The following is a 24251-nucleotide window of genomic DNA, read 5'->3' on the forward strand; positions in this document are numbered from 1 at the left end:
AAAGAACAAGAACTCCGATCGGGTTGAGGGTGCCGACGCCCTGTATGTCCCGCCGTCGTGGCCTAGACTGTCGCGGTGAGCCGAGCGCAGGACGACGGACCGTTCTTCCATGGCACGAAAGCCGATCTCCGCACAGGGGATCTCCTCAGACCGGGCTTCCCCTCCAATTACCGTCCCGAGATCGTGATGAACCATGTCTACTTCACTGCCCTTCGTGACGGTGCCGGCCTCGCGGCGGAGCTCGCGACCGGTGCTGATGAGCCCCGCGTCTACGTCGTCGAGCCGACCGGGACGTTCGAGGACGATCCGAACGTGACCGACAGGAAGTTCCCGGGCAATCCCACCCGCTCGTACCGCAGTCGAGACCCGCTGCGGATCGTCGCCGAGGTCACCGACTGGACGCGGCAGACGCCCGAGGCCCTACAGGCCTGGACAGAACGCCTGGCAGTACTCCGCGCGGACACCCAGGGAAGCATCGTCAACTAGGAGTCATCCGAGGAGAATCCGCAGGTGATGATCCGGGGACGAATCTCTGTCTGTCTGGTCCGCCTGGTCTGCAGGTCCGAACCTATGCTTGGGTCAACGCTCATCCGTTCCGCCGAAGGAGAGATCGAATGTCCCGCATCATGTCGACCGGCTTGGCCAAGACCGGTCTCCTGCTCGGCTACAAGGTCGCGCGGGATACGGGCAGCAGGCCGGCAGGCGGTGCCATTCTGGCGGCCTGCGGCGTGGCCGCCTTCACGGTATGGAACAAGGACGCCGGCACGGCCCGGGCTGCCGCCCTGACGGGCCTGTACGTTGCGGCCTTCGGCGCGTCCCACCCCCTGGCGAAGAAGATCGGCGCGTGGCCGGCAGTATTCACCGTGACGGGGGCCATGGCGCTGGTCTCGATGATCGTTGGTGGGCGCCGCGCGAAGTCCTGGCACGACGGGTGACATCGTTCCGGACCTGGTCGCTGTCTCGGCAGGCCTCACCCGAGGGGCGGACACAGGGCTGGCTGCTGCGATGGCGCGGCGTGCGATTCCGATCGCGGGGATTCACCCCACGGCCCTCCCAAGGGCACTAAGCTACTCGATGCACTGATGGACGTCTGCGGAGGACGGTAATGAGACTGTTGCTGGCGACGGCGGGCTCACGGGGCGATGTCGAGCCCTTCGTGGCCCTGGCAGAGCGGGCGCTTGCGGCGGGGCACGAGGTGCGCCTGGTCGTCCCGGACAACTCGGGCGTCGAGATGGGTGACCTCGATGTGGTGAGCATGGGGGTCGACTACACGCGGATGATCGAGGAGCAGGGCGTCTCGGTCATGGCAGCGTTCCGTAACTACCGCTCCGTGGTGCGTCCGGTGATGCGAGGCGTCATCGTCGGTAGCGCGCGGGTGTTGCTCGAGTACGAACCTGATCTGATCGTGTACCACCCGAAGGTCCTGTCGGCTCCGCTGGTAGCGGATGCTCTGGGAGTGCCGCACGTCATGGTCGAGATCGTGCCGGCTCTCACGCCGACGAGGGCTTTTCCTGCCGCAGGCACCCTCACCCGTGGGTTGGGCCCGCTGAATCGATGGACGTATCAGGCGGTGGGCGTCGCGTCGACGATGTTTCGCTCCGAACTCGGCGAGGTGCGCAGGATGGTCGGCGGGCAGACACGCAAGTCCTCTGCCCCCGCTGCCACCCTCATGCCCATCAGCCCTGCCATACTCCAGCGCCCCCGTGACTGGCCGGCATCGGTGCATCTCACCGGGCCGTGGACTCGCGCACATCAAGGGGAGGCCCTCGCGCCCGCGGTCGACGAGTTCATCGCCGACGGCCCATTCCTCTATGCAGGGTTCGGCTCGATGGCCGCGGGGAACGCCGAAGCGCGTGGAGCGGCGATCGTCGATGCCGCGCGGGCTCGCGGCAGCCGCTGCCTCGTCGCTACCGGTCTCGGCGGCATCGACGTGCCTCCGGACCGCCTCGGCGACGACGTGCTCGTCGTGCGGACCGTGTCGCATACGGCTGTGCTTCCGCACGCGACTGCGGCTGTGTACCACGGCGGCATCGGTACCGTGCACGCCGTGATGACTGCCGCAACACCATCGGTGATCGTGCCCTTCATAGCCGATCAACCCTTCTGGGGATACCGCCTGAGTGAAGCGGGTCTGACACCGGCACCGATCCCGCAACGTGCGCTGACCGTCCCCGCCCTCCACGCCGCACTCGAGGAGGCGGAGTGGTGCCGTCCCCGCGTCACGGACGTCGCCGAAGCCATGTCCGCCGAGGACGGAACCCTGACGGCGTTGACCGTCCTCGCATCGATCCGCTGACCAGTGCCGGCTCGTGCACACGCCCCACCGCTCAGTTCATGCCTCCTGCTCCGTCTCAACTGGTATCAATAGGTGGGTGCATAGCTACTGGGAGGTTTCATGACGCGGGAACTCGTATGGACGGGATTCATGACGCTCGACGGCGTCGTCGATTCCCCCGGAGGGAGGGTCGAAGGTCACCGCAGCGGTGGCTGGGTCCTCAGCACGGAATTCGTCCCGGAAGCGTTCGCACTCAAGGGTGACGAGCTCAGCGAGACGACGGCGCTGATGTTCGGGCGTCGCAGCTACGAGGCGTTCGCGCCGATCTGGCCGGGATCAGAGGACCATGCCGGCTACAAGGATCTTCCCAAGTACGTCGTGTCGGGCACTCTCGGCCAGGACGCGATCGTCGGTGATTGGGGGCCGACCGAGATTCTGCGCACCCTCGACGACGTTGCCGCGGTGAAGCAAAGCGACGGAGGTGCCATCTTCATCCATGGCAGTGCGGAACTGGCGCGGGGTCTTGCCGATGCGGACCTCATCGATCGCTACAATCTTCTTGTCTTCCCGGTGCTCCTCGGCGCGGGCAAGCGTGTATTCAGTGCGGCGGACCGGGATCAGCAGAAGCTCCACCTCAGGGATTCCACCGCGTACTCCAACGGCGTCCTCAAAGCCGTTTACGACGTCATGCATTGAGCGGCTCTGACCGACACAAGACGCCCATACCTCCCGGGCGGCTACCTGGCCACTGCTTCATGGATATCTCATCCGAGGGCCGGGACCGTTGCTCGCCTCAGTCCGATGAGACCGACCAGCACGAAGGCCATCGGCGCACCCAGGCACAACAGGGTGGAGCCTATGTGCGCCGAGGTGAAGGACAAGAGGCGGTCTTCCTGCGTCCATAGGAATCCGCAGAGGAGTGACAGGACCAGTGCAGTCGTTCCGGGAAGGAAGCGCAGACGAGCCATCATGCTCCACGGTCCCATATCCCACGTATGTCTCTGCCCTGACAGCACTGACAGAGGTCCTGCCGGGGGATCCCGATGCAGGCATCAGGGCCGCGGGAGAGGCGCACCGGACGCCCGCAGGCTGGTGGTCTTGCCGGGGGCCGCACGGTCAGGCGCGTTCTACGGGGAGCCACAATTCGCAGGTGGCTGTGCTGAAATCAGCGCCGCGGTCGAGGACAGCCACGATCGAGGGGCCGGGGCGTAGCCGCCACGGGTTGGACGGGAACCACTCCGTGGCCGTGGCCGCCCACACCGACTGCAGAGCTGCTGGGTGGTCTCCCTCGGTGTGGAACACCGCCCAGGCTCCGGCGGGAACCTCGATCGTATCGAGGTCCTCGGGAACGACCGCCGAATCCGCGACGGCCACGCCATGGAGGTAGGTCAGCTCGCTGCCCTCGGTGTAGTCCGGGTCGACGTCGGCGCTGACCTGGAGCAGGCCCGCCGGCTCGGTGCTGCTCAGGTGCTTGAGCCTTGGGTGCTCCGCTGCCGGCAGTGACGCGATGTGCGCTTGGATGTGCGGGTTGGCGCCGTGGTGGATGAGCGGTACACGGGCGGCGTGGCCGACGAGGCGGAAGGCCGGTCGGATGGTGATACGAGTGTCCATGGGGATGTTTCCTTCTACGGTCAGGCGGAACCTGAGGTGTGGTTGTGTCCGAAGGGGGCCGCCGTGTCGTCGTACGTCCCCGGGGCCGACGCCGTGCACTGATCGGAACGCACGAGCGAAGGCGTCGGGGGAGCTGTAGCCGTACCTCACCGCGATACCGAGCAGGTCGCCGTGCGTGAGGACGTCTGCGGCGGCGAGCGTCATGCGGCGCCGCCGGATGTACTCGGACAACGGCATGCCGGCCAGCGATGAGAACATCCGCCGGAGGTGATATTCCGTCGTGGCAAGACCGGTCGCCAACCGGGCCACATCGATATCGTCCGTCAGATGACCCTCGACGAACTCGACGAGTCGGTTCAACTCTGCAATCACGGTTGCTCCCTTCACCATCCAGCCTGTCCGACATCCTCGATCGGCACCCTACTATCGCGGTCCGATCGCGTCGGTTCCAGATCGCACTGTCACGCCGACAGCGGTTCCGCACCGCCGGCCTGATGGTGCTGGGCTGGGCGGCTCTCCTCATCACCTCGCTGGTCTGTACCATCGGATCGCCCGTGGCCCGGCACGTCGTCCCTGGCACGATCGACGGCAGGCGCGGGTCCCCTCGACACTGACCTGCAGCATCGTGGCAGCCCTGCTCATCCTGAACTACAGGAGAACCCACGGATCCAGCGGGAAGAGTAAGGCCCTGAACCGGTTCGAGCTGCGCCGTGATGTCGTGGGTCTGGTACAGATCGTTCACGCGCCGATCAGGCAGCCGGCAGGCGCCGTGAGGACTTCCATCTGAGCGTGAATATCAGCCGCCATAAGTCCGAGAAGGAGGGATGGTCCGACGGTTCTGCATCAGTCCTTGATCCCGATGGTGAGAGCCGGGTGACCACGCCGTGTCGTGTCCGCCGCACTCGTAGGCCGACCCGACCCGCGCTGTTGTGGGGAGTCCGACGAGATCGGCTGTCCTCACGCGGCCACCGACGGTCCGTCGCTAGCCGCGCAACTGCTGCACCATGTCGAGGACGACGGCGCGGAGGTCGCCGTCGTTCTCCGCCGCCACCCTGCGTTGGCGCTGGTACCCGGCACCGCGCTGGAGGATGGCCTCGACGTCCGCGAGCTCGCTGCTGCATCCCAGCTTCGCGGCGATGGGTTCGAGACGGTTCAGCACGTCGACGAGATGTTCAGTGACGAGCCGCTCCGTGCCCGCCGCGTCGAGGATGATGATCGCATCGAGGCCGTAACGCGCTGCCCGCCACTTGTTCTCCTGGATGTGCCACGGCGGCATGGTGGGGATGCTGCCGCCGGCGTCGAGCGTCTCGGAGAACTCCTGCACGAGGCACTGGGTGAGGGCGGCGACCGCGCCGACGTCCTGCAGGGTCGAGAGGCCGTCACACACGCGCATCTCCACCGTCCCGAGGTTCCCGACCGGCCGGATGTCCCACCGGATCTCGCTGACGGAGTCGATCACCCCGGTGGTGAACATGTCCTCGACGTAGGACTCGTACGCGGTCCAGTCGTCGAAGTGGAACGGCAGGCCCGCGGTGGGCAGCTGCTGGAACATGAGGGACCGCTGGGAGGCGTATCCGGTGTCCTCGCCGCCCCAGAACGGCGAGGACGCCGACAGCGCCTGGAAGTGCGGGAAGTAGTTCGTCAGCCCGTCCACCACCGGCAGTGCCTTGTCGCGGGAATCGAGCCCGACATGCACGTGCACCCCGTAGATGACCATCTGGCGGCCCCACCACTGCGTGCGGTCGATCAGCTTCGCGTACCGCTCCCTGTCCGTGACCTGCTGGGCCTTCGGGGCGCTGAAAGGGTGCGAGCCGGCGCAGAAGAGTTCCACGCCCATGGGATCGGTGACCTCACGGACAGCGGCGAGGGAGCGGGACAGATCCGCCTTGGCCTCCCCGACCGAGGTGCAGATGCCCGTCACGAGCTCCACCGTGTTGAGGAGCAGCTCCTGCTTGATGTGCGGGTGTTCGTCGTCGTCCTGCAGTTCGGGGTGGTTCGCGCTGACCCCCCGCAGCACCTCACCGGCCACCGAGACGAGTTCCCCGTTGTAGCGGTCCACGAGCGCCAGCTCCCATTCGACGCCGAGTGTGGACTGGGCTGACTGCGCGAAGTCGATGTTCAAGGGCTTGCTCCTGGGCGGTGCTGAAAGGGACGTTGACAGGGTGCCTCGGTAACGCGCCGTCGCGGGGGAGACTCGTCCCAATATTAGTGCCTGGTACGCGGGCGGAACGGCGGTTCGGGGTCTGCGGACGGGGTGCTGCTGGGATGATGGTGAGGTGCCCATCCTGAACAAAGACATGACCCTCTGCATCTCCCTGGCCGCGCGGCCCAGCAACATCGGTACGCGCTTCCACAATTACCTCTACGAGGAGTTGGGGCTGAACTACATCTACAAGGCGTTCACCACCACCGACCTGCCGTCGGCCATCGCCGGCCTGCGCGGTCTCGGCATCCGCGGGTGCGCCGTCTCCATGCCGTTCAAGGAGGACGTGATCGCGCTCGTGGACCACCTCGACCCGTCCGCGCAGGCCATCGACTCCGTCAACACCATCGTGAACGACGACGGCGTCCTCACCGCCTACAACACGGACTACCTCGCGATCGAGCGGCTCCTGCGCGAGCACGCCGTGCCGGCCACGCATTCGGTCCTGGTACGGGGGTCCGGTGGCATGGCCAAGGCCGTCGTCGCCGCCTTGAGGGACTCCGGCTTCACGCAGGTCACCGTCGTCGCGCGCAACGAGCGCACCGGCAGGGCGCTCGCCGACCTGTACGGCTTCGCCTGGCAGCCGGAGGTGGGGGAGTCGACGGCGGACCTGCTCCTCAACGTGACCCCGCTGGGCATGACCGGCCCCGATGCCGACGCCCTCGCCTTCCCGCAGCCGGCGATCGACGCCGCGCAGGTGGTGTTCGACGTCGTCGCCTCTCCCTCGGAGACGCCGCTGATCCTCGCCGCCCGCGCGGCGGGCCGACCGGTCATCACGGGAGCGGAGGTCGTCGCGCTGCAGGCCGAGGAGCAGTTCGTGCTCTACACGGGAATCCGGCCGACGCCGGAGCAGGTGCGTGCAGCAGGGGAGTTCTCGCGCCGGCAGGCCTGAGGCTCCGCAGGAGGAACAGGGGGCTAGAGCCGGTACCACCGGATCCCGAGCGGCTCCAGGGTGATGCCCGCCCGCAGGAGCTCGGACTGGCCGCTCACGAGGTCCAGGGCGCTCTCCGGCAGGCCCGAGAGCGTCAGGGCGCTGATGTCCTGCGGGGTCTCTGCGAAGTTGGCGACCACGACGACGGTGGACTCCTCGCCGTCGAGCAGGCCTGGCCGCTGGTAGCCGAGGACGTGGGGGTTGTTCGTGTGGAACGGCACGAGGCGCCCGCCGGAGAGCTCCGGTGCCTGATGGCGTACGGTGATCAGCCGCTGGAGTCCGGCGTAGATCGCGGCGGCGTCCGTCGTCGGGTCCGTCCGTGCGGCGTAGCGGTCCGCGGGGTACGTGGGACGGCCCACCCAGCGGCTGTCCCCGGCCTTCGCAGGATCAGCCGCGTAGGAATAGTCGTTGAGCTGGCCCACCTCGTCGCCGAGGTACAGGAGCGGGATCCCGCCCGTGCTGAGGATGATGGAGTGGGCCAGCAGGATCCGCGCGACGGCGGCGTCGTCGTGCGCCTCCAGCCCGGCGAGCGACGCCGTGGTGCCCGAGATCCTGCAGTCCCCGGTGCGGGGATTGTCCTGGAAGGGCACGCCGCGCGCGAAGCTGTCCGGGAAGCGGTCGACGTAGAAGGCATTGAGGAACCGGCGGTGGTCGTGACCGTTGATGCCGAGCTCTGCGGCGTCCTCGTCGGAGAACGTCCAGCCGATGTCGTCATGACTGCGCACGTAGTTGACCCAGGCCGTGCCCTCCGGGATGTCGTGCCGGCGCCCGAGGGCCTGGGCGAGCAGGGAGACCTCCCGGGTGGCCAGCGAGTTCCAGATGAGCGCCATCTGCAGCGGGTTGTAGCTGAGCTGGCACTCGCCGCGGTCGATGTACTGCACCACCTCGTCCGGATGCACGATCGCCTCCGACTTGAACAGCAGGGAAGGGGCGGCGAGGCGGCACACCGCGTTGAAGGCCTGCAGCAGCAGGTGCGCCTCGGGCAGGCTCTCGCAGGAGGTGCCGAGCTGCTTCCAGATGAAGGCGACGGCGTCCATCCGGATGACGTCCACCCCCTGGTTGGCGAGGTGGAGCATCTCCCCGGCCATGGCCCGGAAGACCCGCGGGTTGCGGTAGTTGAGATCCCACTGGAAGGAATGGAACGTGGCCCACACCCACCGGCCGTCCTCGAGCGGGACGAAGGAGCCCGGGTGATCGTCGGGGAAGATCTCCCGGACGGTCCGCTCATAGGCGTCCGGCATCTGCCGGTCGGGGTAGATCAGGTAGAAGTCCGCGTAGTCGGGATCCCCGGCGACGGCCCGGCGTGCCCACTCGTGCTCGTTCGAGGTGTGATTGAAGATGAAGTCGACCACGAGGGCTATCCCGTCCTCGCGCAGCTCCCGCGCGAGGTCCGCGAGGTCGTCCATGGTGCCGAGGGACGGGTCCACCTCGCGGTAGCTCGAGACCGCGTACCCGCCGTCGGAGTTCTCCTCGGGAGCACGGAACAGGGGCATGAGGTGCAGGTAGGTGAGGCCGAGCTCGCGGAAGTAGGGGATCCGCGCACGGAGGCCGGCGAGGTCCCCGGCGTAGAGGTCCACGTAGCAGACACCGCCGAGCATCCGGTGGGACTGGAACCAGAGCGGGGCCATGGCACGGGAGGCGTCGAGGGCCTTGAGATCCTCCGGCCGGTCCTGCCAGGAGGCCGCGGCGTCGAGCGCCACCTGCAGCAGTTCGCCGTCCGCCTCGGGACCGTAGATGCGGTGGAACAGCGCCTGCAGGCGCGGGAACTCCGTGTCGAAGCGGGCCTGGAAGGACTGCCAGTCGGCGTCGGACGTCGTCGGGCGGCGGGCCGAGGGGAGCTCTGCCCGGATGCGGTCGTGGGGCAGGGTGTGCGGGGAACTCATCCCGCCAGCCTAGGGCAGCCGGTCCCGGCGCCGGCGGCGGGACGGTCTCCTCCCGGTGCCCGGGTGGGGCCACTCCTCCTCTTTCGGGGGCCCGTAGGATGTGGGCCATGACAGCTGATGAAGAGAAGGATCCGCCCGTTCCCGCATACCTCGAGGGCATTTCGCTGAAGCGGGTCCACGACGGTCGGGTCGTGGAGGAGAAGGACACCGAGGAGACCGGGGACGCCGACGACACCGGGTCCGGGCCGACCAGCGGCCAGGACGGATAGCCGGCATCCTCCGCGGGATTCTCCACCGCATCGGCGGCGCCCCGGACGCGCGAAGCGCCGCGCCCCTTCCGGGACGCGGCGCTTCGTGATCACTGTGGCGGGAACCGCCGGCGACTACTCGGAGACCGGGATGGACTGCGACTTGAGGGAGTCGATCGTCTTCTGCTGCCCGTTCTCCAGGGCGTCCATCAGGGTGCCGGAGCCGCCGATGGCAGCGCCGAATCCGTCCGAGACGTCCGTGTAGGTCTGCGTCATCGTGGGGCCCCAGGTGAAGTCGGGGTTCACGTTGGCGGAGGCCTCGGAGAAGACCTCGTAGATCTTCTGTCCGCCGTAGTACTCGACGCCGCCGGCGAAGGACTCGAGGTCCGCCGCGGACTTCGCCGCCGGGTACAGGCCGCCGAGCTCGTTGGCGAGGGCCAGTGCTTCGGGGTCCGTGTTCAGCCAGAGCGCGAACTTCGCGGCCTCGGCCGGGTGCTCGGAGCCCTTCAGCACGGCCGTCGAGGAGCCGCCCCAGTTACCGGCGGCCTCGCCGCCGTCCTCCCACTGCGGCATCGGGGCGACGGCCCACTTGCCGGCCGTGTCGGGAGCGCCGGTCGAGAGCGTCGTCGCGCCCCAGACCGCGGACACCCAAGTCCACTGCTGGCCCTCGTTGAAGGACGCGTTCCACTCGTCCGAGAAGGACGGCAGGGTGGAGACGAGGTCCTTGGACAGCAGGTCCTGCCAGTAGGTGGCGACCTCCTCGGACTCGGGGCTGGTCAGGTTGACGTCCCAGCTCTCGCCGTCGTTCGCGAACCACTGGCCGCCGTTCTGCCAGACCATGCCGGCGAACCAGTTCACGTCCGACTTCGGGAAGTTGGTGATGTAGGAGCCTTCGGCCTTGATCTGCTCGGCCGCTGCGGCGTACTCCTCCCAGGTGGTGGGCACCTCGATGCCGGCCTGCTCGAAGAGGTCCGCGCGGTAGTACATGGCCATGGGGCCGCTGTCCTGCGGGATCGCGTAGACGGCGTCCTCCTCGCCGAAGGTGACCTGGCCCCAAGTCCAGTCGACGAACTGGTCCTCGGCGTCGGCGACGCCTTCGCAGCCTGCGAGGTTCTCCAGGCCGTCCTGCACGCGGAAGTTCGGCAGGGCGTCGTACTCGATCTGGCCGAGGTCCGGAGCGTTGCCGGCCTGGATCTGGTTGAAGAAGTTCTGGTACGTGCCCGAGTTGCCGTTGGGTCCGGTCTGCACGTCGACCTGGATGTCGGGGTTGTCCGCGTTCCACAGGTCGACGACCTTGTCCATACCGGGAACCCAGGTGGTGAAGGTCAGTTCGACGGGCCCGTCGGAGACCTCGCAGGGGGCTGCTTCGCCACCTGCTTCAGAGCTGTCTCCGCCGGCTGAACAGCCGGAGAGAGCCAGCGCAGAGATCATGGCAAAGGCCGCGGTGACTTTTCCGTAATGCGCGCGCATTGTCTTTCCTATCGGTTGATTGAGCAGTGCGGCGTGGAGGCGGACGCCCCCGCACCTGTGGTGCTGGTCGGGAAGATCAGGGGAGTCACTTGACGCTGCCGGCGCCGAGACCGCTGCTCCAGAACCGCTGGAGGGCGAGGAAGGCGATGATGAGCGGGACGATGGAGACGAGCGCTCCGACGATCACGAGGGACCGCAGCTCCGGGATCTGGCTGATCTGGCTGTTCCAGGCGTACAGCCCCAGGGTCACGGGGAAGAGCACCTGGTCACGCAGCATGATGAGCGGCAGGAAGAAGTTGTTCCAGATCGCGACGAACTGGAACAGGAAGATGGTCACCAGGGCCGGCGCCATCAGGCGCGTGGACAGGCTGAAGAACGTCCGCACCTCCCCGGAGCCGTCGAGGCGCGCGGCCTCGAGCAGTTCGTTGGGGACACTCGCCGCCGCGTAGATCCGGGCCAGGTACACACCGAACGGGCTCACGAGGCTCGGCAGGAAGACGGCCCACATGGTGTTGGTGAGCTCCACCCGGCTGAAGATCAGGAACAGGGGGAGGGCCAGCGCGGTGGCGGGGACGAGGACGCCGCTGAGCACGACGTTGAAGATCGCCTCGCGTCCCCGGAACTCGTACTTCGCGAGGGCGTAGCCGCACATGGCCGCGATGACTGTCCCGATGAGGGCACCCACGCCGGCGTAGAGGGCGGAGTTCAGCAGCCACCGGCCGAAGAGACCGTCCCCGTAGGTGAAGAGCCGGCCGAGGTTCTCGAAGAACGTGGCGAAGGAGTTCGCGGTGAACCACAGCGGCGCCGTGGAGGTGATCTCCCCGCCGGTCTTGGTCGAGGTGGTGAGCAGCCACCAGATGGGGGTCAGGAAGTACAGGGTGAAGACACCCATGACGAGCATCGCCGCGCTGCGGGACATGATGCTCTGGCGTGGCCCGCGTCCGCGGTTCTCGGCGCTCTGCGCCGTCGTGCTCCCGCCGCGCGGGCGCTTGGGGGCGGTGGCTGGGGCTGCCATCACTGGGATACCTTCCGCTGGGTGGCCTTCAGGAAGACGAAGGAGAGGATGAACGTGGCGAGCGCCAGGACCACCGAGAACGCGGCGGCCAGGTTGTAGTTGGGGATGGACGCCGTGGTGTAGACCGCGAGGTTCGGGGTGTAGGTGCTGCTGATCGCGGAGCTGAAGCTGCGCAGGGTCTGCGGTTCGGCCAGCAGCTGGAGCGTGCCGATGATGGAGAAGACCGCGGTGAGGATGATCGCGGGGACCACCAGGGGGATCTTGATGCGCCAGGCGATCTGGATGTTGCTGGCGCCGTCGAGCCGCGCCGCCTCGTAGATCTCGTGGGGGATCGCGAGCAGGGACGCGTAGATGATCAGCATGTTGTAGCCCACGTAGACCCACGTCACGATGTTCGCGATGGCCCACAGGACGAGTTCGGCGCCCAGGAAGTCGACGTTCGAGGTCACGGCGCCGAACGGGGAGAGCGACGGCGAGTACAGGAACCCCCACATGATGGCGGCGATCACGCCGGGGACGGCGTAGGGGGCGAAGAACGCCAGGCGGAAGAACTTCTTGCCCCTGAGCAGCGGGGAGTCGAGCAGCAGCGCGAACAGCAGGGCGAGGCCGAGCATGACGGGCACCTGCACGGCGCCGAACAGCAGGACCCGGCCCACGGACTGCCAGAAGGCGGTGTTCTGGAAGACCTGCTGGTACTGCACGAGGCCGCCGAAGACCTGCTGGGGTGCGCCGAAGGTGCCCTCCCGCTCGACGGTGAGCAGCGACTGGATGATCGCGTAGACGATCGGGACGGCGTAGAAGGCGACGAAGAGCAGCGCGAACGGGCCGATGAACATGGCCACGGCGCGCCGCTGGGCTCCCGACGAGCGGCTCTTCCGCGCGGCCGGGCGTACCTTCGGGGACTCGGCCGGAGTGTTAGTGACGGTCATTTCCTGCATCCTTTCGGCCCGGGGCGGAGCCGTCGGTGGGGATAACTGGGGTGGTACGGACAACGCGCACGGCGCCCGCGGGAACGACGACGGCGTCGGCCACGGCCTCAGCGGTCAGCAGTTCCAGGCCGCTGACCCGGTGCTTGCGGTCCTCGGTGCCGTGGTTGATGAGGAAGAGGTACTCGTGTCCGTTGCCGCGGCGGGTGACCGTCTCGAGACCGGACTGCACCTCGGGAACGGGGATGCCGGCGGCGACGGCGGCACGCAGCAGCAGGTCCCGGAGGACACCGCCGTCGAGCACCGTGCCGACGTACCAGGCCGCGCCCGCGCCGAAGCGGTTGCGGGTGACGGCGGGGCCGCCGGCGTGGTGGCCGGTCGCGTAGCTCAGCACGGCCTCGGCCGTGGTGAGGCGGACCGCCTCGGACCAGAGGGACGCGGGGGAGCCGTTGTCGAGGGTGAGCGGGTGCGCCGGGTCGAGCGGGAAGAACTCCTCGGACCGGAGGCCGAGCAGCTCCCGGAACGCTCCGGGGTAGCCGCCGGGGCGCACCCGCTCGTTCTCGTCGACGATGCCGCTGAAGAAGGTGACGACGGCGGATCCGCCGTCGGCCACGAAGTCGCTGATGATCGCGGCGTGCTCGTCGCGGATCAGGTAGAGGTTGGGGACCACCACGAGGCGGTAGGCGGAGAGGTCAGCGCCGGGTGCCACGACGTCGACGGTGATGCCGGCGTCCCACAGGGCCTTGTAGGCGGCGTGCACCTGCTCGATGTAGCGGACGTCCCCGGACGGGTGCGATTCCTGGTCGTGGGCCCACCAGGCCTCCCAGCTGAAGACGAGCGCGACGTCCGCGTGCACGGTGGTGCCCGCGAGTTCGCGCAGCTTGACCAGCGACGAGCCGAGTTCGACGACGTCGCGCCAGATCTGCGAGTCCGTCCCGGCGTGCGGCACCATCGCGGAGTGGAACTTCTCGCTGCCCTGCAGCGACGCGCGCCACTGGAAGAAGCACAGGCCGTCCGCGCCGCGGGCGAGGTGGGTCAGCGAGGTGCGGATCATCTCTCCCGGACCCTTGGCGATGTTGCGGGGCTGCCAGTTCACGGCACCGGTGGAGTGTTCCATGAGCAGCCACGGCCGGCCCTGCGCGAGCCCGCGGGTGGCGTCCGCGGTGAAGGCGAGTTCGGCCCGCGGTGCGTCGAGGCGGTGATCCACGTAGTGGTCGTTGGCGATGACGTCCATCGAGGGCGCCCAGGTCCAGTAGTCCTGGTTGCGGATATGGGCCGCGACCATGAAGTTCGTGGTGACGGGAGCCGCGCTGTTGGCCCGCAGGACGGCTTCCTCGGCCGAGTAGTGGGCGAGGAGTTCGTCCGAGCTGAAGCGGTTGAAGTCGAGCGTCTGCGTCGGGTTGGTCGCCGAGAGCGTGAGCCTCGGGGGCAGGATCTGCTCCCAGGCCGAGTACCGCTGGCTCCAGAACGCGGTCCCCCACGCCGCGTTGAGGGCGTCGAGGCTCTGGTAGCGCGTGCGGAGCCACCCGCGGAAGGCCTCCGCCGAGACGTCGCAGTAGCACAGCGAGTTGTGGCAGCCGAGCTCGTTCGAGACATGCCACAGCCGGAGCGCCGGGTGGCTGCCGTAGCGGGCGGCGACCTGCTGGACGAGCGCGAGGGCGTGCTCGCGGTAGACGGGGGAACTGGGGCAGAACGCCTGGCGGCCGCCCGGCCAGCGGGCCGTGCCGTCGGCAGCGCGGGGGAGGATTTCCGGGTGGGCGGTGGTGAGCCAGGCGGGGGTCGAGGACGTCCCGGTGCCCAGGTTCACCCCGATGCCGTGTTCGGCGAGGAGGTCCATGACGGCGTCGAGGTTCCCGAAGCGGAAGACGCCCGGCTCCGGCTCCAGTTCCGCCCAGCCGAAGATGTTGACGGCCACGAGATTGACGCCGGCTTCCTTCATCAGGCGGACGTCCTCCACCCAGACGGAGGGGTCCCACTGCTCCGGGTTGTAATCACATCCATAGACGAGCTGCCCGTTGCCGGACAGTCCTGCGACGGTGGTGGTGTGTGCCAAGCCTGCTCCTCGGTGCTGCGGTGCCGATTCTCGGGCAGGGGCCGCAGGAGAGGCCGCGGGCGCGTTCTGTGAACGCTCCCAGAAATGGCTACCAAGCTCTCCGTTGAGAATCTGTGAACGTTCCCAGAGTAATCACGGTCACATTGGCTGTCAACGCCGGAGGTGGTGCCGCGGATCAGCAGGGCGCCGTCGTCCCCGTCCTTCCGCCCGGGAGGGGGCAGCGTGTCGCGGCGCGACACGCTGCCCGAGGGGGCGAGGACCGGGGACGACGGCGCCGGCGACGCTGCGCAGCGAGGCGCCGGAGGCCTAGGTGAGCTGCTGGTCGCCGTACTTGGCCTGGACGGCCTCCCAGTCGCCGGACTGCGCGATGGGGTCCATCCACATCACTTCCCATGCGTGGCCGTCGGGGTCGGAGAAGGAGCGCGAGCGCATGAAGCCGAGCTCCTGGGACTTGTTCTCGGCGGCTCCGGCGGCGACGGCCCGCTCGACGAGGGTGTCGACCTCCTCCGGCGCGTCGACGCTGATCGCGTTGATGACTGCGGAGGTGGCGTGGGCGTCCGCGACAGGCTTGTCCGTGAACTGCGTCCAGTGCTGGTGGGTGAGGATCATCAGGAAGATGGTGTCGCTGATGGCCACTGAGCCGGCGTCCTCGTTGGAGAAGTTCGGGTCCAGCGTCCAGCCGAAGCTCGTGTAGAACTCCTTGGACCTCGCGAGGTCGCTGACGGGGAGGTTGATGAAGACGTTCGTGGCCATGGCCGTTCTCCTGTTTCGTGGGCGGTGGTGATCCGGTGCGTGCTCCGGGGCTCCTGTGAGCCCCTGTACCTCTTGGACGCGAACTTCTCCGGGAAATCATCGGTGTCCGACGCATTCCTGTCCACCCCTTGCGAAGCAGGCTGAACAGGTCGACAGTGAGGTGGAAAACTACGGGGAGGCCGTCCATGAGTACTTCGTCAGAGCACGTGTCCGAAGCATCCGCCACCCGCGAGGAACCCGAGCTCAAGCGGGTCCTCGGGCCGAAGCTGCTCCTCCTGTTCATCGTGGGTGACATCCTCGGAGCCGGGGTCTACGCGGTCACCGGGACCATGGCGGGGACGGTCGGCGGGCTCGTGTGGCTCCCGTTCCTCCTCGCCTTCGTCGTCGCGACGATGACGGCGTTCTCCTACCTCGAACTCGTGACGCAGTACCCCCAGGCGGCGGGGGCCGCCCTGTACGCCCACAAGGCGTTCGGCATCCACTTCGTCACCTTCCTGGTGGCGTTCGCCGTCGTCTGCTCCGGCATCACCAGCGCCGCGACCTCCGCCAACGTGCTGGCCCAGAACCTCTTCGGCGGCTTCGTGGTCAACGGCTGGACGGACACGCCGGGGCAGGGGGCGCTCACCGCCGTCGCCCTCGGGTTCATGGTCCTGCTCGCCCTGATCAACCTCCGCGGGGTCGGCGAGAGCGTCAAGTTCAACGTCGTCCTGACGCTCATCGAGGTCGCCGCGCTGTGCATCGTCATCGGCGTGGGCTTCCTCGCCATGGCGCAGGGCACCGGCAACGTGGGCCAGGTCTTCGTCTTCACCGACTACCAGGACAAGGGCCTGTTCCTGGCGGTCACCGCCGCCACCTCGATCGCCTTCTTCGCGATGGTGGGCTTCGAGGACTCCGTCAACATGGTCGAGGAGACGCAGAACCCGGAGCGCATCTTCCCCAGGACCATGCTGACAGGCCTCGGGATCGCGGTGCTCTTCTACATGCTGGTGGCCGTGTCGGTGGTCACGGTGCTCAGTCCGACCGAGCTGGAGGGCATCCGGGAGGCGGAGGGTGCCGCGCTGCTCGAGGTGGTGCACAAGGGATCGCCCGATTTCCCCATCGACCAGATCTTCCCCTTCCTCGCCGTCTTCGCCGTCGCGAACACCGCCCTGATCAACATGCTGATGGCCAGCCGCCTGATCTACGGGATGGCGCGGCAGGGCGTCCTGCCCCGACCGCTCGGCAAGGTGCTCCCCGTGCGCTGCACGCCGTGGGCCGGCATCGTGTTTTCGACGGTCCTGGCACTCGGCCTGATCCTCTACGTGACCAGCGACCCGGACGGCAACATCGTCGCGAACCTCTCCGGGACCACCGCGTTCCTGCTCCTGTGCGTCTTCACCGTGGTGAACATCGCGTGCCTGGTGCTGCGCCGCAAGCGGGACGTCAACCGGAAGGTGTTCTTCACCTCCCCGGGCCCGCTTCCCGCCGTGGCTGCCGTCCTGTGCCTCTTCCTCGCCGGCCCCTGGGTGGGGCGCGACATCATCCAGTACCAGATCGCCGGGGGCCTCATGGTGATCGGCGTCGTGCTCTGGTTCGTGACCTGGCTGATCAACCGGAGGACCAACACCCCCACGGGGGATCCGGCGGCGATCGACGGGTGACCGGCCCGGAGCCGCGCTAGCATCGGCTGCATGGAGATCCTCCGCTACGCAGCGTTCACCGACCGGCCCGACGGCGGGAACCCCGCCGGTGTGGTGCTCGACGCCGACGGCCTGACGTCCGGGGAGATGCAGGCCATCGCCGCGGAGCTCGGCTACGCGGAGAGCGCCTTCATCTCCGACCGCCTGCCCGGCCGTGCCACGGTCCGCTACTTCGCCCCCGAGGCGGAGATCCCCTTCTGCGGCCACGCGACGATCGCCACGGGCGTCGCGCTCGCCGAACGCGAGGGACCGGGGACGCTGGCCCTCTCGACGCCGGTGGGAGTGCTCGGGCTCACCACGGACCGCGTGGCCGGTCGCCTCGTCGCGTCCCTCGAGACGGTCGAACCGTGGGTCGACGGGATCGACGCCGGCTGCCGCGCCGACCTGCTGCGCCACCTCCGGCTCGCCGAGGAGGACCTGTCGACCGACCTGCCCGTCCTGCTGTCCTTCGCCGGCAACATCCACCCGATCGTGCCCGTCCGCGACGCGGGCGTGCTGCGCGCGCTCGACTACGACTACGACGGCCTCAGGACGCTCATGGCCGCCCAGGGCTGGGGGGCGACGGTCGCCGTCGTGCACCGGATCGGCCCGCACGTCTTCGAGGCCCGCAACCCCTTCCCGCCGGGCGGCGTCCGGGAGGACCCCGCCACCGGTTCCGCGGCGGCATCCCTCGGCGCCTATCTGCGGGCGCGCGGCGAGGTCCTCCCGCCGGCCACCCTGACGGTGCATCAGGGTTCCGACGTCGGGCGCCCGTCCCTGATCACGGTCGGCATCCCGGTGGCCGGGGGGCTGACGGTCTCCGGCGGCGCGGTGCGGATCACCGCGTAGGCGGCGAGGTCGCGCCGTTCACCGCCGATCTCCAGGTAGCTGCGGAGGATCCCCTCGTAGCTGAAGCCGGCCCGGCGGGCGACGCCGACGGACGCCGCGTTCCACGGCTCGATGTGCAGTTCCAGGCGGTGGAGGCCCGGCAGGGTCCACGCGAACGAGGTCAGCGCCCGCAGGGCGTCCGTCGCGGTCCCGCGACCGCGAGCGGCGGGGGCGACGGCGTATCCGGCCTGGCCTCGCCCCAGGGGGTAGTCGCGCAGCCACAGGCCGATGACGCCCAGCGCCTCGTCGGAGCGGGCGTCGGCGATCGCGAAGGAGAAGCCCGTACCTTCCGGGTGCCGCTGGCGCTGGCGGGCGATGTAGGCGAGGGCTTCCTGCTCACCGGCCAGCGGAGGGAGCGTGCCGATCAGGGGCACGTAGGGATCGGTCGCCAGGTCCCGGACCATGCCCGAGTCCCTGTCCTCGACCCGTCGGAGGACCACGTCGCCGACGGCCGGCGCGACGTCCGGCCAGTCGGGCAGCAGCGCACCCACGGGCCCGCTCACGGCCGGTAGCCGAACGCCGCGAGGCGGAGGTCGTCGTGCGGCTGGAAGCCCAGCGCACGGTAGAACGGGTGCGAGCGCGCCGCGTCCTCCGTCCCGCCGGCGTCGGTGCTCAGGGCCACGAACATGCAGTGGCGGTAGCGCCCCTGGATCTCCTCCATCAGGGCGCGTGCCACCCCGCGGCGCCGGGACGCCGGGTGCACGAGGACGTCCTGGATGTAACAGATCGATTCCCCGTCGGAGACGGTGCGCGCCAGGCCGATCAGTCCGCCGTCGTCGTCCCACGCCGTGACGACCAGGTGGGACCCCGCCAGGCTCCGCGCGAGCTTGTCGGGATCACGCGTGTAGGCCGTCCACCCCACGGCGTCGTAGAGCGTGAGCACCCGGTCCAGGGGAGGGGCGTCATCAGCGGTGATCCTCACCGATCCACCGTACCCCTGCACCCCGTCCTCGCCACCGTGCACGCAGGGCACCGTGGAACAGGAACCGGTCGGCGCTCCCTCCTCGCCCCGGGCAGGGCGTCACAGCTCCGCGGACCGGCGTCGCGTGCCCGCGATCGGGGCGATCAGGGCGTGCGTGACGGCGACGAGGTCCGCGGGGGCCAGTTCGATGTCCAGGCCCCGCTGGCCACCGGACACGAAGACGGTCGCGTGGTCGAGCGCCGAGCGGTCGACGACGACGGGGGATGCCTGCCGCTGCCCGATGGGGGAGATTCCGCCGAGAACATAGCCCGTCCGCCGCCGGGCGGCGTCCGGATCGGCCATCGCCGCCTTCCGCCGGCCGAGCGACGAGGCCAGGGCCTTGAGGTCCAGTGAACCGCTGACGGGGACGACGGCGGCGACCAGCGTCCCGTCGACGCTCGCCATCAGGGTCTTGAAGACCCGCTCCGGCTCGACGCCGAGCGCTGCGGCGGCCTCGAGCCCGTAGGAGGAGACGCCCTCCCCGTGGGTGTACGGATGCGTCGTGAAGGGGACGGCCGCGGCCGTCAGCGCGGCGAGGGCGGGCGTGCCGCGTGGTCCCGTGATCTTCCTGCCCACATCACTCCCGCCTGTCGTGGCGCGTGCGTGCTAGGACGCCGTCCCGGCGTCCAGCGCCGTCGCCGGTTCGTGTGCCGAGGGGACGCCCCAGCTGCCCGTGAACTCGCACTCGACGATGAAGTCGGTCATGAGGACGCCGGTCAGGACGAGCCCTTCGACGTAGTCCACGCCGTCGTGGGTGACGGGTTCCACGCCCTGCTGCTCGAGGGCGTCGACAAGGTCCTCCGTGGCCGAGGGGTCCTGGCCGGTCCGGGAGCACCAGTACATGTAGAGGCCCTCGAGTTCGTCGAGGGAGACCAGCGCGCCGTCGGTGGTGACGGTGGTGGCGGCCCGGAGGAATCGGTCGAGGTGCGCCGTGGGTGTGTGGCGCGGGGATTCGTCCGCGGGAGGGTCCGGAAGAAGGGCTTCCTGGTCGGTCATTGCTGCACGCCCCGATCGGGGAGGGTGCTCCGCTGCAGGGTGCCCGGCGTGGTGGCCCGGGCGACGGGAGGGAGAACCGGAGAAACAGCCGCCCTCTTCTGGACAACTTCCCCCACAGTACTAGGTCGGTACTCCTTCCTGCGGAAACAGCCCGTGAACGCTCGGCTACAGTACACGTATGCCCCCGATCCGCACCCGTGCTCGCCGGGCGACCATCAATGACGTCGCGACCGCGGCAGGGCTCTCCCGGGGGACCGTGTCCCGGGTCGTCAACGGCGAACGCTACGTGTCCGACGAGGCGCGCATCGCCGTCGAGGAGGCGATCGCGCGGGTGGGCTACGTCCGGAACTCCGCGGCCAGGAACCTCGTCACCCAGGAGTCGCGGGCGATCGCCCTGATCATCCACGAGCCGCACTCGCTCCTGTTCGAGGACCCCAACATCGGGTCCATCCTCCTCGGGGCGAACGCCGTGCTCTCGCGGGCGGACTACCAGCTCGTCTCCCTCATCATCGACTCCGACCGGGACAGCCGCAGGGTCGCGGACTACCTGAGGGGCGGCCTCGTGGACGGCGCGGTCATCGTCTCCGCGCGGGCCTCCGACCCGATCGCCTCGGCGGTGCGCGACATCGGCGTGCCGGCCGCCTTCGTCGGCCATCCGCCCGGCACTCCGGACCTGCCGTACGTCGCGATCGACAACGTCGCCGCGGCCGGCGCGATCACGCGGCGCCTCATGGCGACCGGGCGCCGGAGGATCGGCATGATCGCGAGCGCCCTGGACCGGGACTCCGGGTACGACCGCTTCACGGGTTTCCGGGACGCGATGGGGGACCGCTTCGACGCGTCCCTGGTGGTCGAATACCCGCTCTACACCTACGCGGCGGGGCTCGAGGGGATGCAGGAGCTGCTGCGCCGCTGCCCGGAGATCGACGGCGTCTTCGCAGCCTCGGACGCCGTCGCTGCGGGTGCCATGACCGCGCTTCAGGAATCGGGGCGGAAGGTGCCCGACGACGTCGGGATCGTCGGCTTCGACGACAGCAGCTGGGCCGTGAGGACCAGGCCCCAGCTGTCCACCGTCCGGCAGCCCGCCGACCTGCTGGGCAGCACGGCGGCGGAACTGGTGCTGGCCCAGATCCGGGGCCTGCCGAGCCCCGTCCAGGTGCTCGACACGACCGTCGTCTGGCGCGATTCGGCCTGACCCCGCAGGGGAGGGGCACGACGAGGAGGACGCTCATGTGGATCGGGTTCATCGAGTTCGACGTCCTGCTCGGCGACGTGCACTCGCTGAAGGGCAAGCGGTCGGTGGTGCGCCCGCTCGTCGCGGACCTCCGCCGGAAGTTCGAGCTGTCCGTCGCGGAGGTCGGCCTCCAGGACCTGCACCGCCGCACCGTCGTCGGGGTCGGCCTGGTCGGCGCCGACCGGCAGCACGTGGTGGACGTCCTGGACCGCGTGGAGCGGTACGTCGCGGCGAGGCCGGAGGTTGACCTCCTCAGTGCCCGGCGACGGCTCCTCACCAGCGAGGACTAGGGTGCGGGCCCTCCGGCGGTCCTCAGCAGCCCGTCAGGAGGCCGCGAGCCGGCGGAGCGGTCCGTCCTCGAAGGCGTCGAGCAGGGCCCGGATGTCCTTGTAGACCTCCACCGCGCCGGCCTCCCGCAGCTCCGCCTCGCTCGTGCCGCCCGAGGCCAGGCCGACCGTCGGGATCCCCAGTTCGGCCGCCGCCTTGACGTCCCAGATCGAGTCGCCGACGAACACGGTGTTCGCCGCGTCGAGCCCGCCGGCCTCGAGCGCGGCCTGCAGGATGTCCGGGGACGGCTTGCTGTTCTCGGCGTCGGACGAGCTGGTGGCCGCACTGATGGAATCGTCGGCGTCGATGATGCCGCGGGAGACGCCCACCTCCTGCTGCGAGGAGGAGGAGGCGAGGACCACGGTCAACCCGTGGTCGGCGCAGCGGCGCAGGAGGTCGCCGGCGCCCTCGAAGGCACGCAGGCCCGGCCAGTAGCTCGAGAAGAGGGCGCTGTGCGTGGAGTCCAGCTCGGCGTCCTGGTCCGTGTCGCGGTCGTCGCCGAGCAGGTGCGCCACGAGCTTGTCACCGCCCATCCCGATGGCGCGGTGGATCTCGGCCAGGGGCACGTCGTGGCCGAACCGCCGGAAGGCCTGCCACCAGGCCATGGTGTGCTGGTAGTTGGAGTCGACGAGGGTGCCGTCGACGTCGAACAGCACCCCGTGCCGTGGGTCCGCTGCTGTGCTGGTGCCGTCTGCCATGTGCTGCCTTCCGCTGGAGTGGATGTGCTCCCGATCGAGTCTAGGAACGGGCGGACCCCGGCGTCGTCGCGGATTCCGGCTTGCGGGAGGTCGACAAGTGTGGCCCGTTCTCAGGCGGTCGGCACGGGCTCGACGACGATGGCCACGCGCTCGTCCCCGAGGCGCGTCAGGACGAGGGTGGCCCTCTTCCGGCCCTTGCCGGATCCGGTCAGCAGTTGCTTGCGGACCTCCTCGGGGGTGACCGAGGTGCCGCGCTTCTTGATGTCGAGCACCCCGATCCCCTCGGCCCGGACCCACGCCTTCAGCGCCCTGACGTTGTAGGGCCGGACCTCGAGCACCCGGTACGCGCGGGCGAAGGGGGTGTCCGTGAACGTCGGCGCGCAGATGTAGGCGATCATCGGATCCAGCAGGTGCCCGCCGAGCTGTGCGGCGAGATCCGCCACGAGCTCGGCGCGGATGACGGCGCCGTCGGGCTCGTAGAGATAGCCGGCGGGTTCGCCGACGGCGGGTGTGGGCCCGTCGCCGAAGTCCCGCTCCGTCACCATCTCCGCGGCGCCCTGCGCCCCGAGGACGAGGGCGGCCCGCCGGACGCCCGCGCGGCGGAGCGCGTTGAACCAGAGGGCCACCTCCGTGACGTCGCCGTCCACGGAGACCCACTGCGCCTCGCAGCTCGCCGGGATGGAGGCGTGCGGCATGCCCGGGCCCATCTTCACGCCCACCGGCATGCCGCGGTCCGCGAGCTCCTGCACGAAGGACAGCGGGGGCGAGAACGCCTCGGGGTCGAAGAGGCGGGACGTGCCCGACGTCGTCGTCGTCCTGCGCGCCGGGTCGAGCCAGACGCCGTCGAACGCCGTGGTGTCGACGGCGGAGGCGTCCGCGTTGACGACGCGCGCGTTGGGGAAGGGGAGCAGGTTCATGGTCGCGGCCGCGGCGGTCGTCTCGTCGAGCTCGACGGCGGTGACCTCGCGGTCGAGGGTGGCCAGGGCCATGCTGTCCGCCCCGAGCCCGCATCCGAGGTCGGCGACCCTCAGGAGGCCGGCGTCGACGAAGCGCTGGGCGTGGCGGGCGGCGACGGTCAGGCGCGTGGCCTGCTCGAGCCCTGCGGCCGTGAAGATCATGCGTTCGGCGAAGGGGCCGAACTTGGCGGACGCCTTCGCCCGGAGCCGTGACTGGGTGAGGGCCGCGGCGACCACCTCGGGGGAGTAGCCGGCCTTCCGCAGCTGCCCGGTGAGGCGCAGGCTGTCCGCTTCGGTGTAGGGCCCGAGCGAGTTCAGCAGCTCCCAGCCGTCCGTGGTCAGGATGTCCGCGATGTTGTCCGACGCCATGCTGCCAGCCTAGGCGAAGTACACGCCGATCCTGTTGCCGCGGATCTGCTCCACCTGGATCTCGACGTCGTACACCTCGCGCAGCACCTCCGGCGTCATGATCTCCTCCGGCGGGCCCTGGCGGATGAGGGCGCCGTGGCGCATCGCGAGGATCGTGTCCGAGTAGCAGGAGGCGAAGTTGATGTCATGGATGACCAGCACCACGGTCTTCCCGAGGTCGTCGGCGAGGCGGCGGAGCAGGCGCATCATGTCCACGGAGTGCTTCATGTCGAGGTTGTTGAGCGGTTCGTCGAGCAGGATGCAGTCCGTGTCCTGCGCCAGCACCATGGCGATGAATGCCCGCTGGCGCTGCCCGCCGGAGAGCTCGTCCACGAAGCGGTGGGCCAGCTCCGTCAGGTCGAGGTAGGCGAGGGCGCGCTCGATGAGCTCGCGGTCCACGACGGTGGGGCGGCCGTTGTTGTGCGGGAAGCGGCCGAAGCCCACGAGGTCGCGCACGGAGAGCCGGACGGTGAGTTGGTTCTCCTGGCGCAGGATGGCCAGGGTCCGCGCCAGGACGGGGCCCGCCGTCGTGCTCACGTCCAGTCCGTCGACCACCACCGACCCGGCGTCGAGCGGGAGGAGCCTGCTCATCAGGGACAGCAGCGTGGACTTGCCCGCGCCGTTCGGACCGATGATCGAGGTGACGCCGCCCCGGGGGATGGTGCAACTGACGCCGTCGACCACCGTGGCGGCGCCGTAGCGCTTGGTGGCACGGTCGATGGTGATCATCGGAGACGGCCTTTCATCGGATACGGCC

25 protein-coding genes are annotated in these 24251 nt (G+C 69.2%); 10 read left to right on the forward strand and 15 right to left on the reverse strand.

The features are described 5' to 3' along the window. Positions 1 to 75 precede the first annotated feature (75 nt). The 4 genes from arr (at position 76) to AC4D2E_RS02335 (ending at position 2971) form a co-directional block, all read left to right on the forward strand. The gene (gene arr, locus AC4D2E_RS02320) at positions 76 to 486 is read left to right on the forward strand and encodes an NAD(+)--rifampin ADP-ribosyltransferase (protein WP_104166229.1); all 411 of its coding nucleotides are present in this window, start codon (positions 76 to 78) and stop codon (positions 484 to 486) included. Positions 487 to 614: 128 nt separating this feature from the next. After that, positions 615 to 935 (forward strand): hypothetical protein, encoded by a 321-nt coding sequence (locus AC4D2E_RS02325; protein WP_490909869.1) that lies wholly within the window; start codon positions 615 to 617, stop codon positions 933 to 935. Between the two features lie 170 nt (positions 936 to 1105). Beyond that, positions 1106 to 2296, forward strand: coding sequence for a glycosyltransferase (locus tag AC4D2E_RS02330; RefSeq protein ID WP_490951541.1), 1191 nt, complete (start codon positions 1106 to 1108; stop codon positions 2294 to 2296). A gap of 99 nt (positions 2297 to 2395) precedes the next feature. Then, complete coding sequence (locus AC4D2E_RS02335; RefSeq protein WP_104166220.1) at positions 2396 to 2971, forward strand: dihydrofolate reductase family protein; 576 nt, start codon at positions 2396 to 2398, stop codon at positions 2969 to 2971. 420 nt (positions 2972 to 3391) lie between these two features. Here the strand turns inward: AC4D2E_RS02335 and AC4D2E_RS02340 are convergent, their stop codons facing one another. Both AC4D2E_RS02340 and AC4D2E_RS02345 read right to left on the reverse strand, forming a co-directional pair. After that, entirely contained in the window at positions 3392 to 4258 is an 867-nt protein-coding gene (locus AC4D2E_RS02340; protein ID WP_490951542.1) for an AraC family transcriptional regulator, read from the reverse strand. Positions 4259 to 4868: 610 nt separating this feature from the next. Beyond that, complete coding sequence (locus tag AC4D2E_RS02345; RefSeq protein WP_104166214.1) at positions 4869 to 6008, reverse strand: glutamate--cysteine ligase; 1140 nt, start codon at positions 6006 to 6008, stop codon at positions 4869 to 4871. Between the two features lie 154 nt (positions 6009 to 6162). On the opposite strand from AC4D2E_RS02345, the gene AC4D2E_RS02350 reads away from it, so the two are divergent. Further along, positions 6163 to 6981, forward strand: coding sequence for a shikimate 5-dehydrogenase (locus AC4D2E_RS02350; RefSeq protein WP_490951543.1), 819 nt, complete (start codon positions 6163 to 6165; stop codon positions 6979 to 6981). 23 nt (positions 6982 to 7004) lie between these two features. On the opposite strand, the gene AC4D2E_RS02355 is transcribed toward AC4D2E_RS02350, so the two are convergent. After that, a complete protein-coding gene (locus AC4D2E_RS02355; RefSeq protein WP_490951544.1) occupies positions 7005 to 8903 on the reverse strand; it encodes an amylosucrase in 1899 nt (632 codons plus the stop codon). 107 nt (positions 8904 to 9010) lie between these two features. On the opposite strand from AC4D2E_RS02355, the gene AC4D2E_RS02360 reads away from it, so the two are divergent. Beyond that, complete coding sequence (locus AC4D2E_RS02360) at positions 9011 to 9172, forward strand: hypothetical protein (protein ID WP_490951545.1); 162 nt, start codon at positions 9011 to 9013, stop codon at positions 9170 to 9172. Between the two features lie 114 nt (positions 9173 to 9286). Here the strand turns inward: AC4D2E_RS02360 and AC4D2E_RS02365 are convergent, their stop codons facing one another. The 5 genes from AC4D2E_RS02365 to AC4D2E_RS02385 form a co-directional block, all read right to left on the reverse strand. Further along, positions 9287 to 10621, reverse strand: a complete 1335-nt coding sequence (locus tag AC4D2E_RS02365; protein ID WP_490951546.1) for an ABC transporter substrate-binding protein — start codon at positions 10619 to 10621, stop codon at positions 9287 to 9289. A gap of 85 nt (positions 10622 to 10706) precedes the next feature. Next, complete coding sequence (locus tag AC4D2E_RS02370) at positions 10707 to 11540, reverse strand: carbohydrate ABC transporter permease (RefSeq protein WP_104166796.1); 834 nt, start codon at positions 11538 to 11540, stop codon at positions 10707 to 10709. A gap of 95 nt (positions 11541 to 11635) precedes the next feature. Next, on the reverse strand, positions 11636 to 12574 hold the full coding sequence (locus AC4D2E_RS02375) for a carbohydrate ABC transporter permease (protein WP_490951547.1): 939 nt from the start codon (positions 12572 to 12574) through the stop codon (positions 11636 to 11638). Then, on the reverse strand, positions 12552 to 14615 hold the full coding sequence (locus AC4D2E_RS02380) for a beta-galactosidase (RefSeq protein WP_490951548.1): 2064 nt from the start codon (positions 14613 to 14615) through the stop codon (positions 12552 to 12554). The genes AC4D2E_RS02375 and AC4D2E_RS02380 overlap by 23 nt, the downstream gene beginning before the upstream one ends. Before the next feature lie 306 nt (positions 14616 to 14921). After that, positions 14922 to 15368 carry a VOC family protein gene (locus tag AC4D2E_RS02385; protein ID WP_104166203.1) on the reverse strand — a complete coding sequence of 149 codons (447 nt, stop codon included), beginning with the start codon at positions 15366 to 15368 and terminating at the stop codon, positions 14922 to 14924. 185 nt (positions 15369 to 15553) lie between these two features. Between AC4D2E_RS02385 and AC4D2E_RS02390 the strand changes: the two genes are divergently transcribed. Both AC4D2E_RS02390 and AC4D2E_RS02395 read left to right on the forward strand, forming a co-directional pair. Then, positions 15554 to 17008: an APC family permease gene (locus AC4D2E_RS02390; protein WP_104166201.1), complete on the forward strand. Its 1455-nt coding sequence runs from the start codon at positions 15554 to 15556 to the stop codon at positions 17006 to 17008. Between the two features lie 30 nt (positions 17009 to 17038). Further along, positions 17039 to 17875, forward strand: coding sequence for a PhzF family phenazine biosynthesis protein (locus tag AC4D2E_RS02395; RefSeq protein WP_490951549.1), 837 nt, complete (start codon positions 17039 to 17041; stop codon positions 17873 to 17875). Here the strand turns inward: AC4D2E_RS02395 and AC4D2E_RS02400 are convergent. From AC4D2E_RS02400 to AC4D2E_RS02415, 4 genes are all read right to left on the reverse strand, one after another. Beyond that, on the reverse strand, positions 17776 to 18417 hold the full coding sequence (locus tag AC4D2E_RS02400; protein ID WP_258069758.1) for a GNAT family N-acetyltransferase: 642 nt from the start codon (positions 18415 to 18417) through the stop codon (positions 17776 to 17778). The two genes, AC4D2E_RS02395 and AC4D2E_RS02400, sit on opposite strands and share 100 nt — an antisense overlap. Then, entirely contained in the window at positions 18414 to 18836 is a 423-nt protein-coding gene (locus AC4D2E_RS02405; protein ID WP_490951550.1) for a GNAT family N-acetyltransferase, read from the reverse strand. The genes AC4D2E_RS02400 and AC4D2E_RS02405 overlap by 4 nt, the downstream gene beginning before the upstream one ends. A gap of 99 nt (positions 18837 to 18935) precedes the next feature. Further along, a complete protein-coding gene (gene ybaK / locus AC4D2E_RS02410) occupies positions 18936 to 19451 on the reverse strand; it encodes a Cys-tRNA(Pro) deacylase (protein WP_490951551.1) in 516 nt (171 codons plus the stop codon). Positions 19452 to 19481: 30 nt separating this feature from the next. Next, positions 19482 to 19871: a hypothetical protein gene (locus AC4D2E_RS02415; protein WP_490951552.1), complete on the reverse strand. Its 390-nt coding sequence runs from the start codon at positions 19869 to 19871 to the stop codon at positions 19482 to 19484. Between the two features lie 178 nt (positions 19872 to 20049). On the opposite strand from AC4D2E_RS02415, the gene AC4D2E_RS02420 reads away from it, so the two are divergent. After that, a complete protein-coding gene (locus AC4D2E_RS02420; protein ID WP_104166194.1) occupies positions 20050 to 21066 on the forward strand; it encodes a LacI family DNA-binding transcriptional regulator in 1017 nt (338 codons plus the stop codon). 35 nt (positions 21067 to 21101) lie between these two features. Continuing rightward, a complete protein-coding gene (locus AC4D2E_RS02425) occupies positions 21102 to 21395 on the forward strand; it encodes a DUF503 domain-containing protein (protein ID WP_490951553.1) in 294 nt (97 codons plus the stop codon). A 33-nt stretch (positions 21396 to 21428) separates the two neighbouring features. Here the strand turns inward: AC4D2E_RS02425 and AC4D2E_RS02430 are convergent, their stop codons facing one another. From AC4D2E_RS02430 to AC4D2E_RS02440, 3 genes are all read right to left on the reverse strand, one after another. After that, the gene (locus tag AC4D2E_RS02430) at positions 21429 to 22130 is read right to left on the reverse strand and encodes an HAD family hydrolase (protein WP_104166189.1); all 702 of its coding nucleotides are present in this window, start codon (positions 22128 to 22130) and stop codon (positions 21429 to 21431) included. Positions 22131 to 22240: 110 nt separating this feature from the next. Next, the gene (locus AC4D2E_RS02435; RefSeq protein ID WP_104166187.1) at positions 22241 to 23455 is read right to left on the reverse strand and encodes a class I SAM-dependent methyltransferase; all 1215 of its coding nucleotides are present in this window, start codon (positions 23453 to 23455) and stop codon (positions 22241 to 22243) included. A gap of 9 nt (positions 23456 to 23464) precedes the next feature. Next, positions 23465 to 24223 carry an iron ABC transporter ATP-binding protein gene (locus AC4D2E_RS02440; RefSeq protein WP_490951554.1) on the reverse strand — a complete coding sequence of 253 codons (759 nt, stop codon included), beginning with the start codon at positions 24221 to 24223 and terminating at the stop codon, positions 23465 to 23467. Positions 24224 to 24251 lie beyond the last annotated feature (28 nt).

The organism is Arthrobacter sp. TJ-265 (assembly GCF_058269135.1).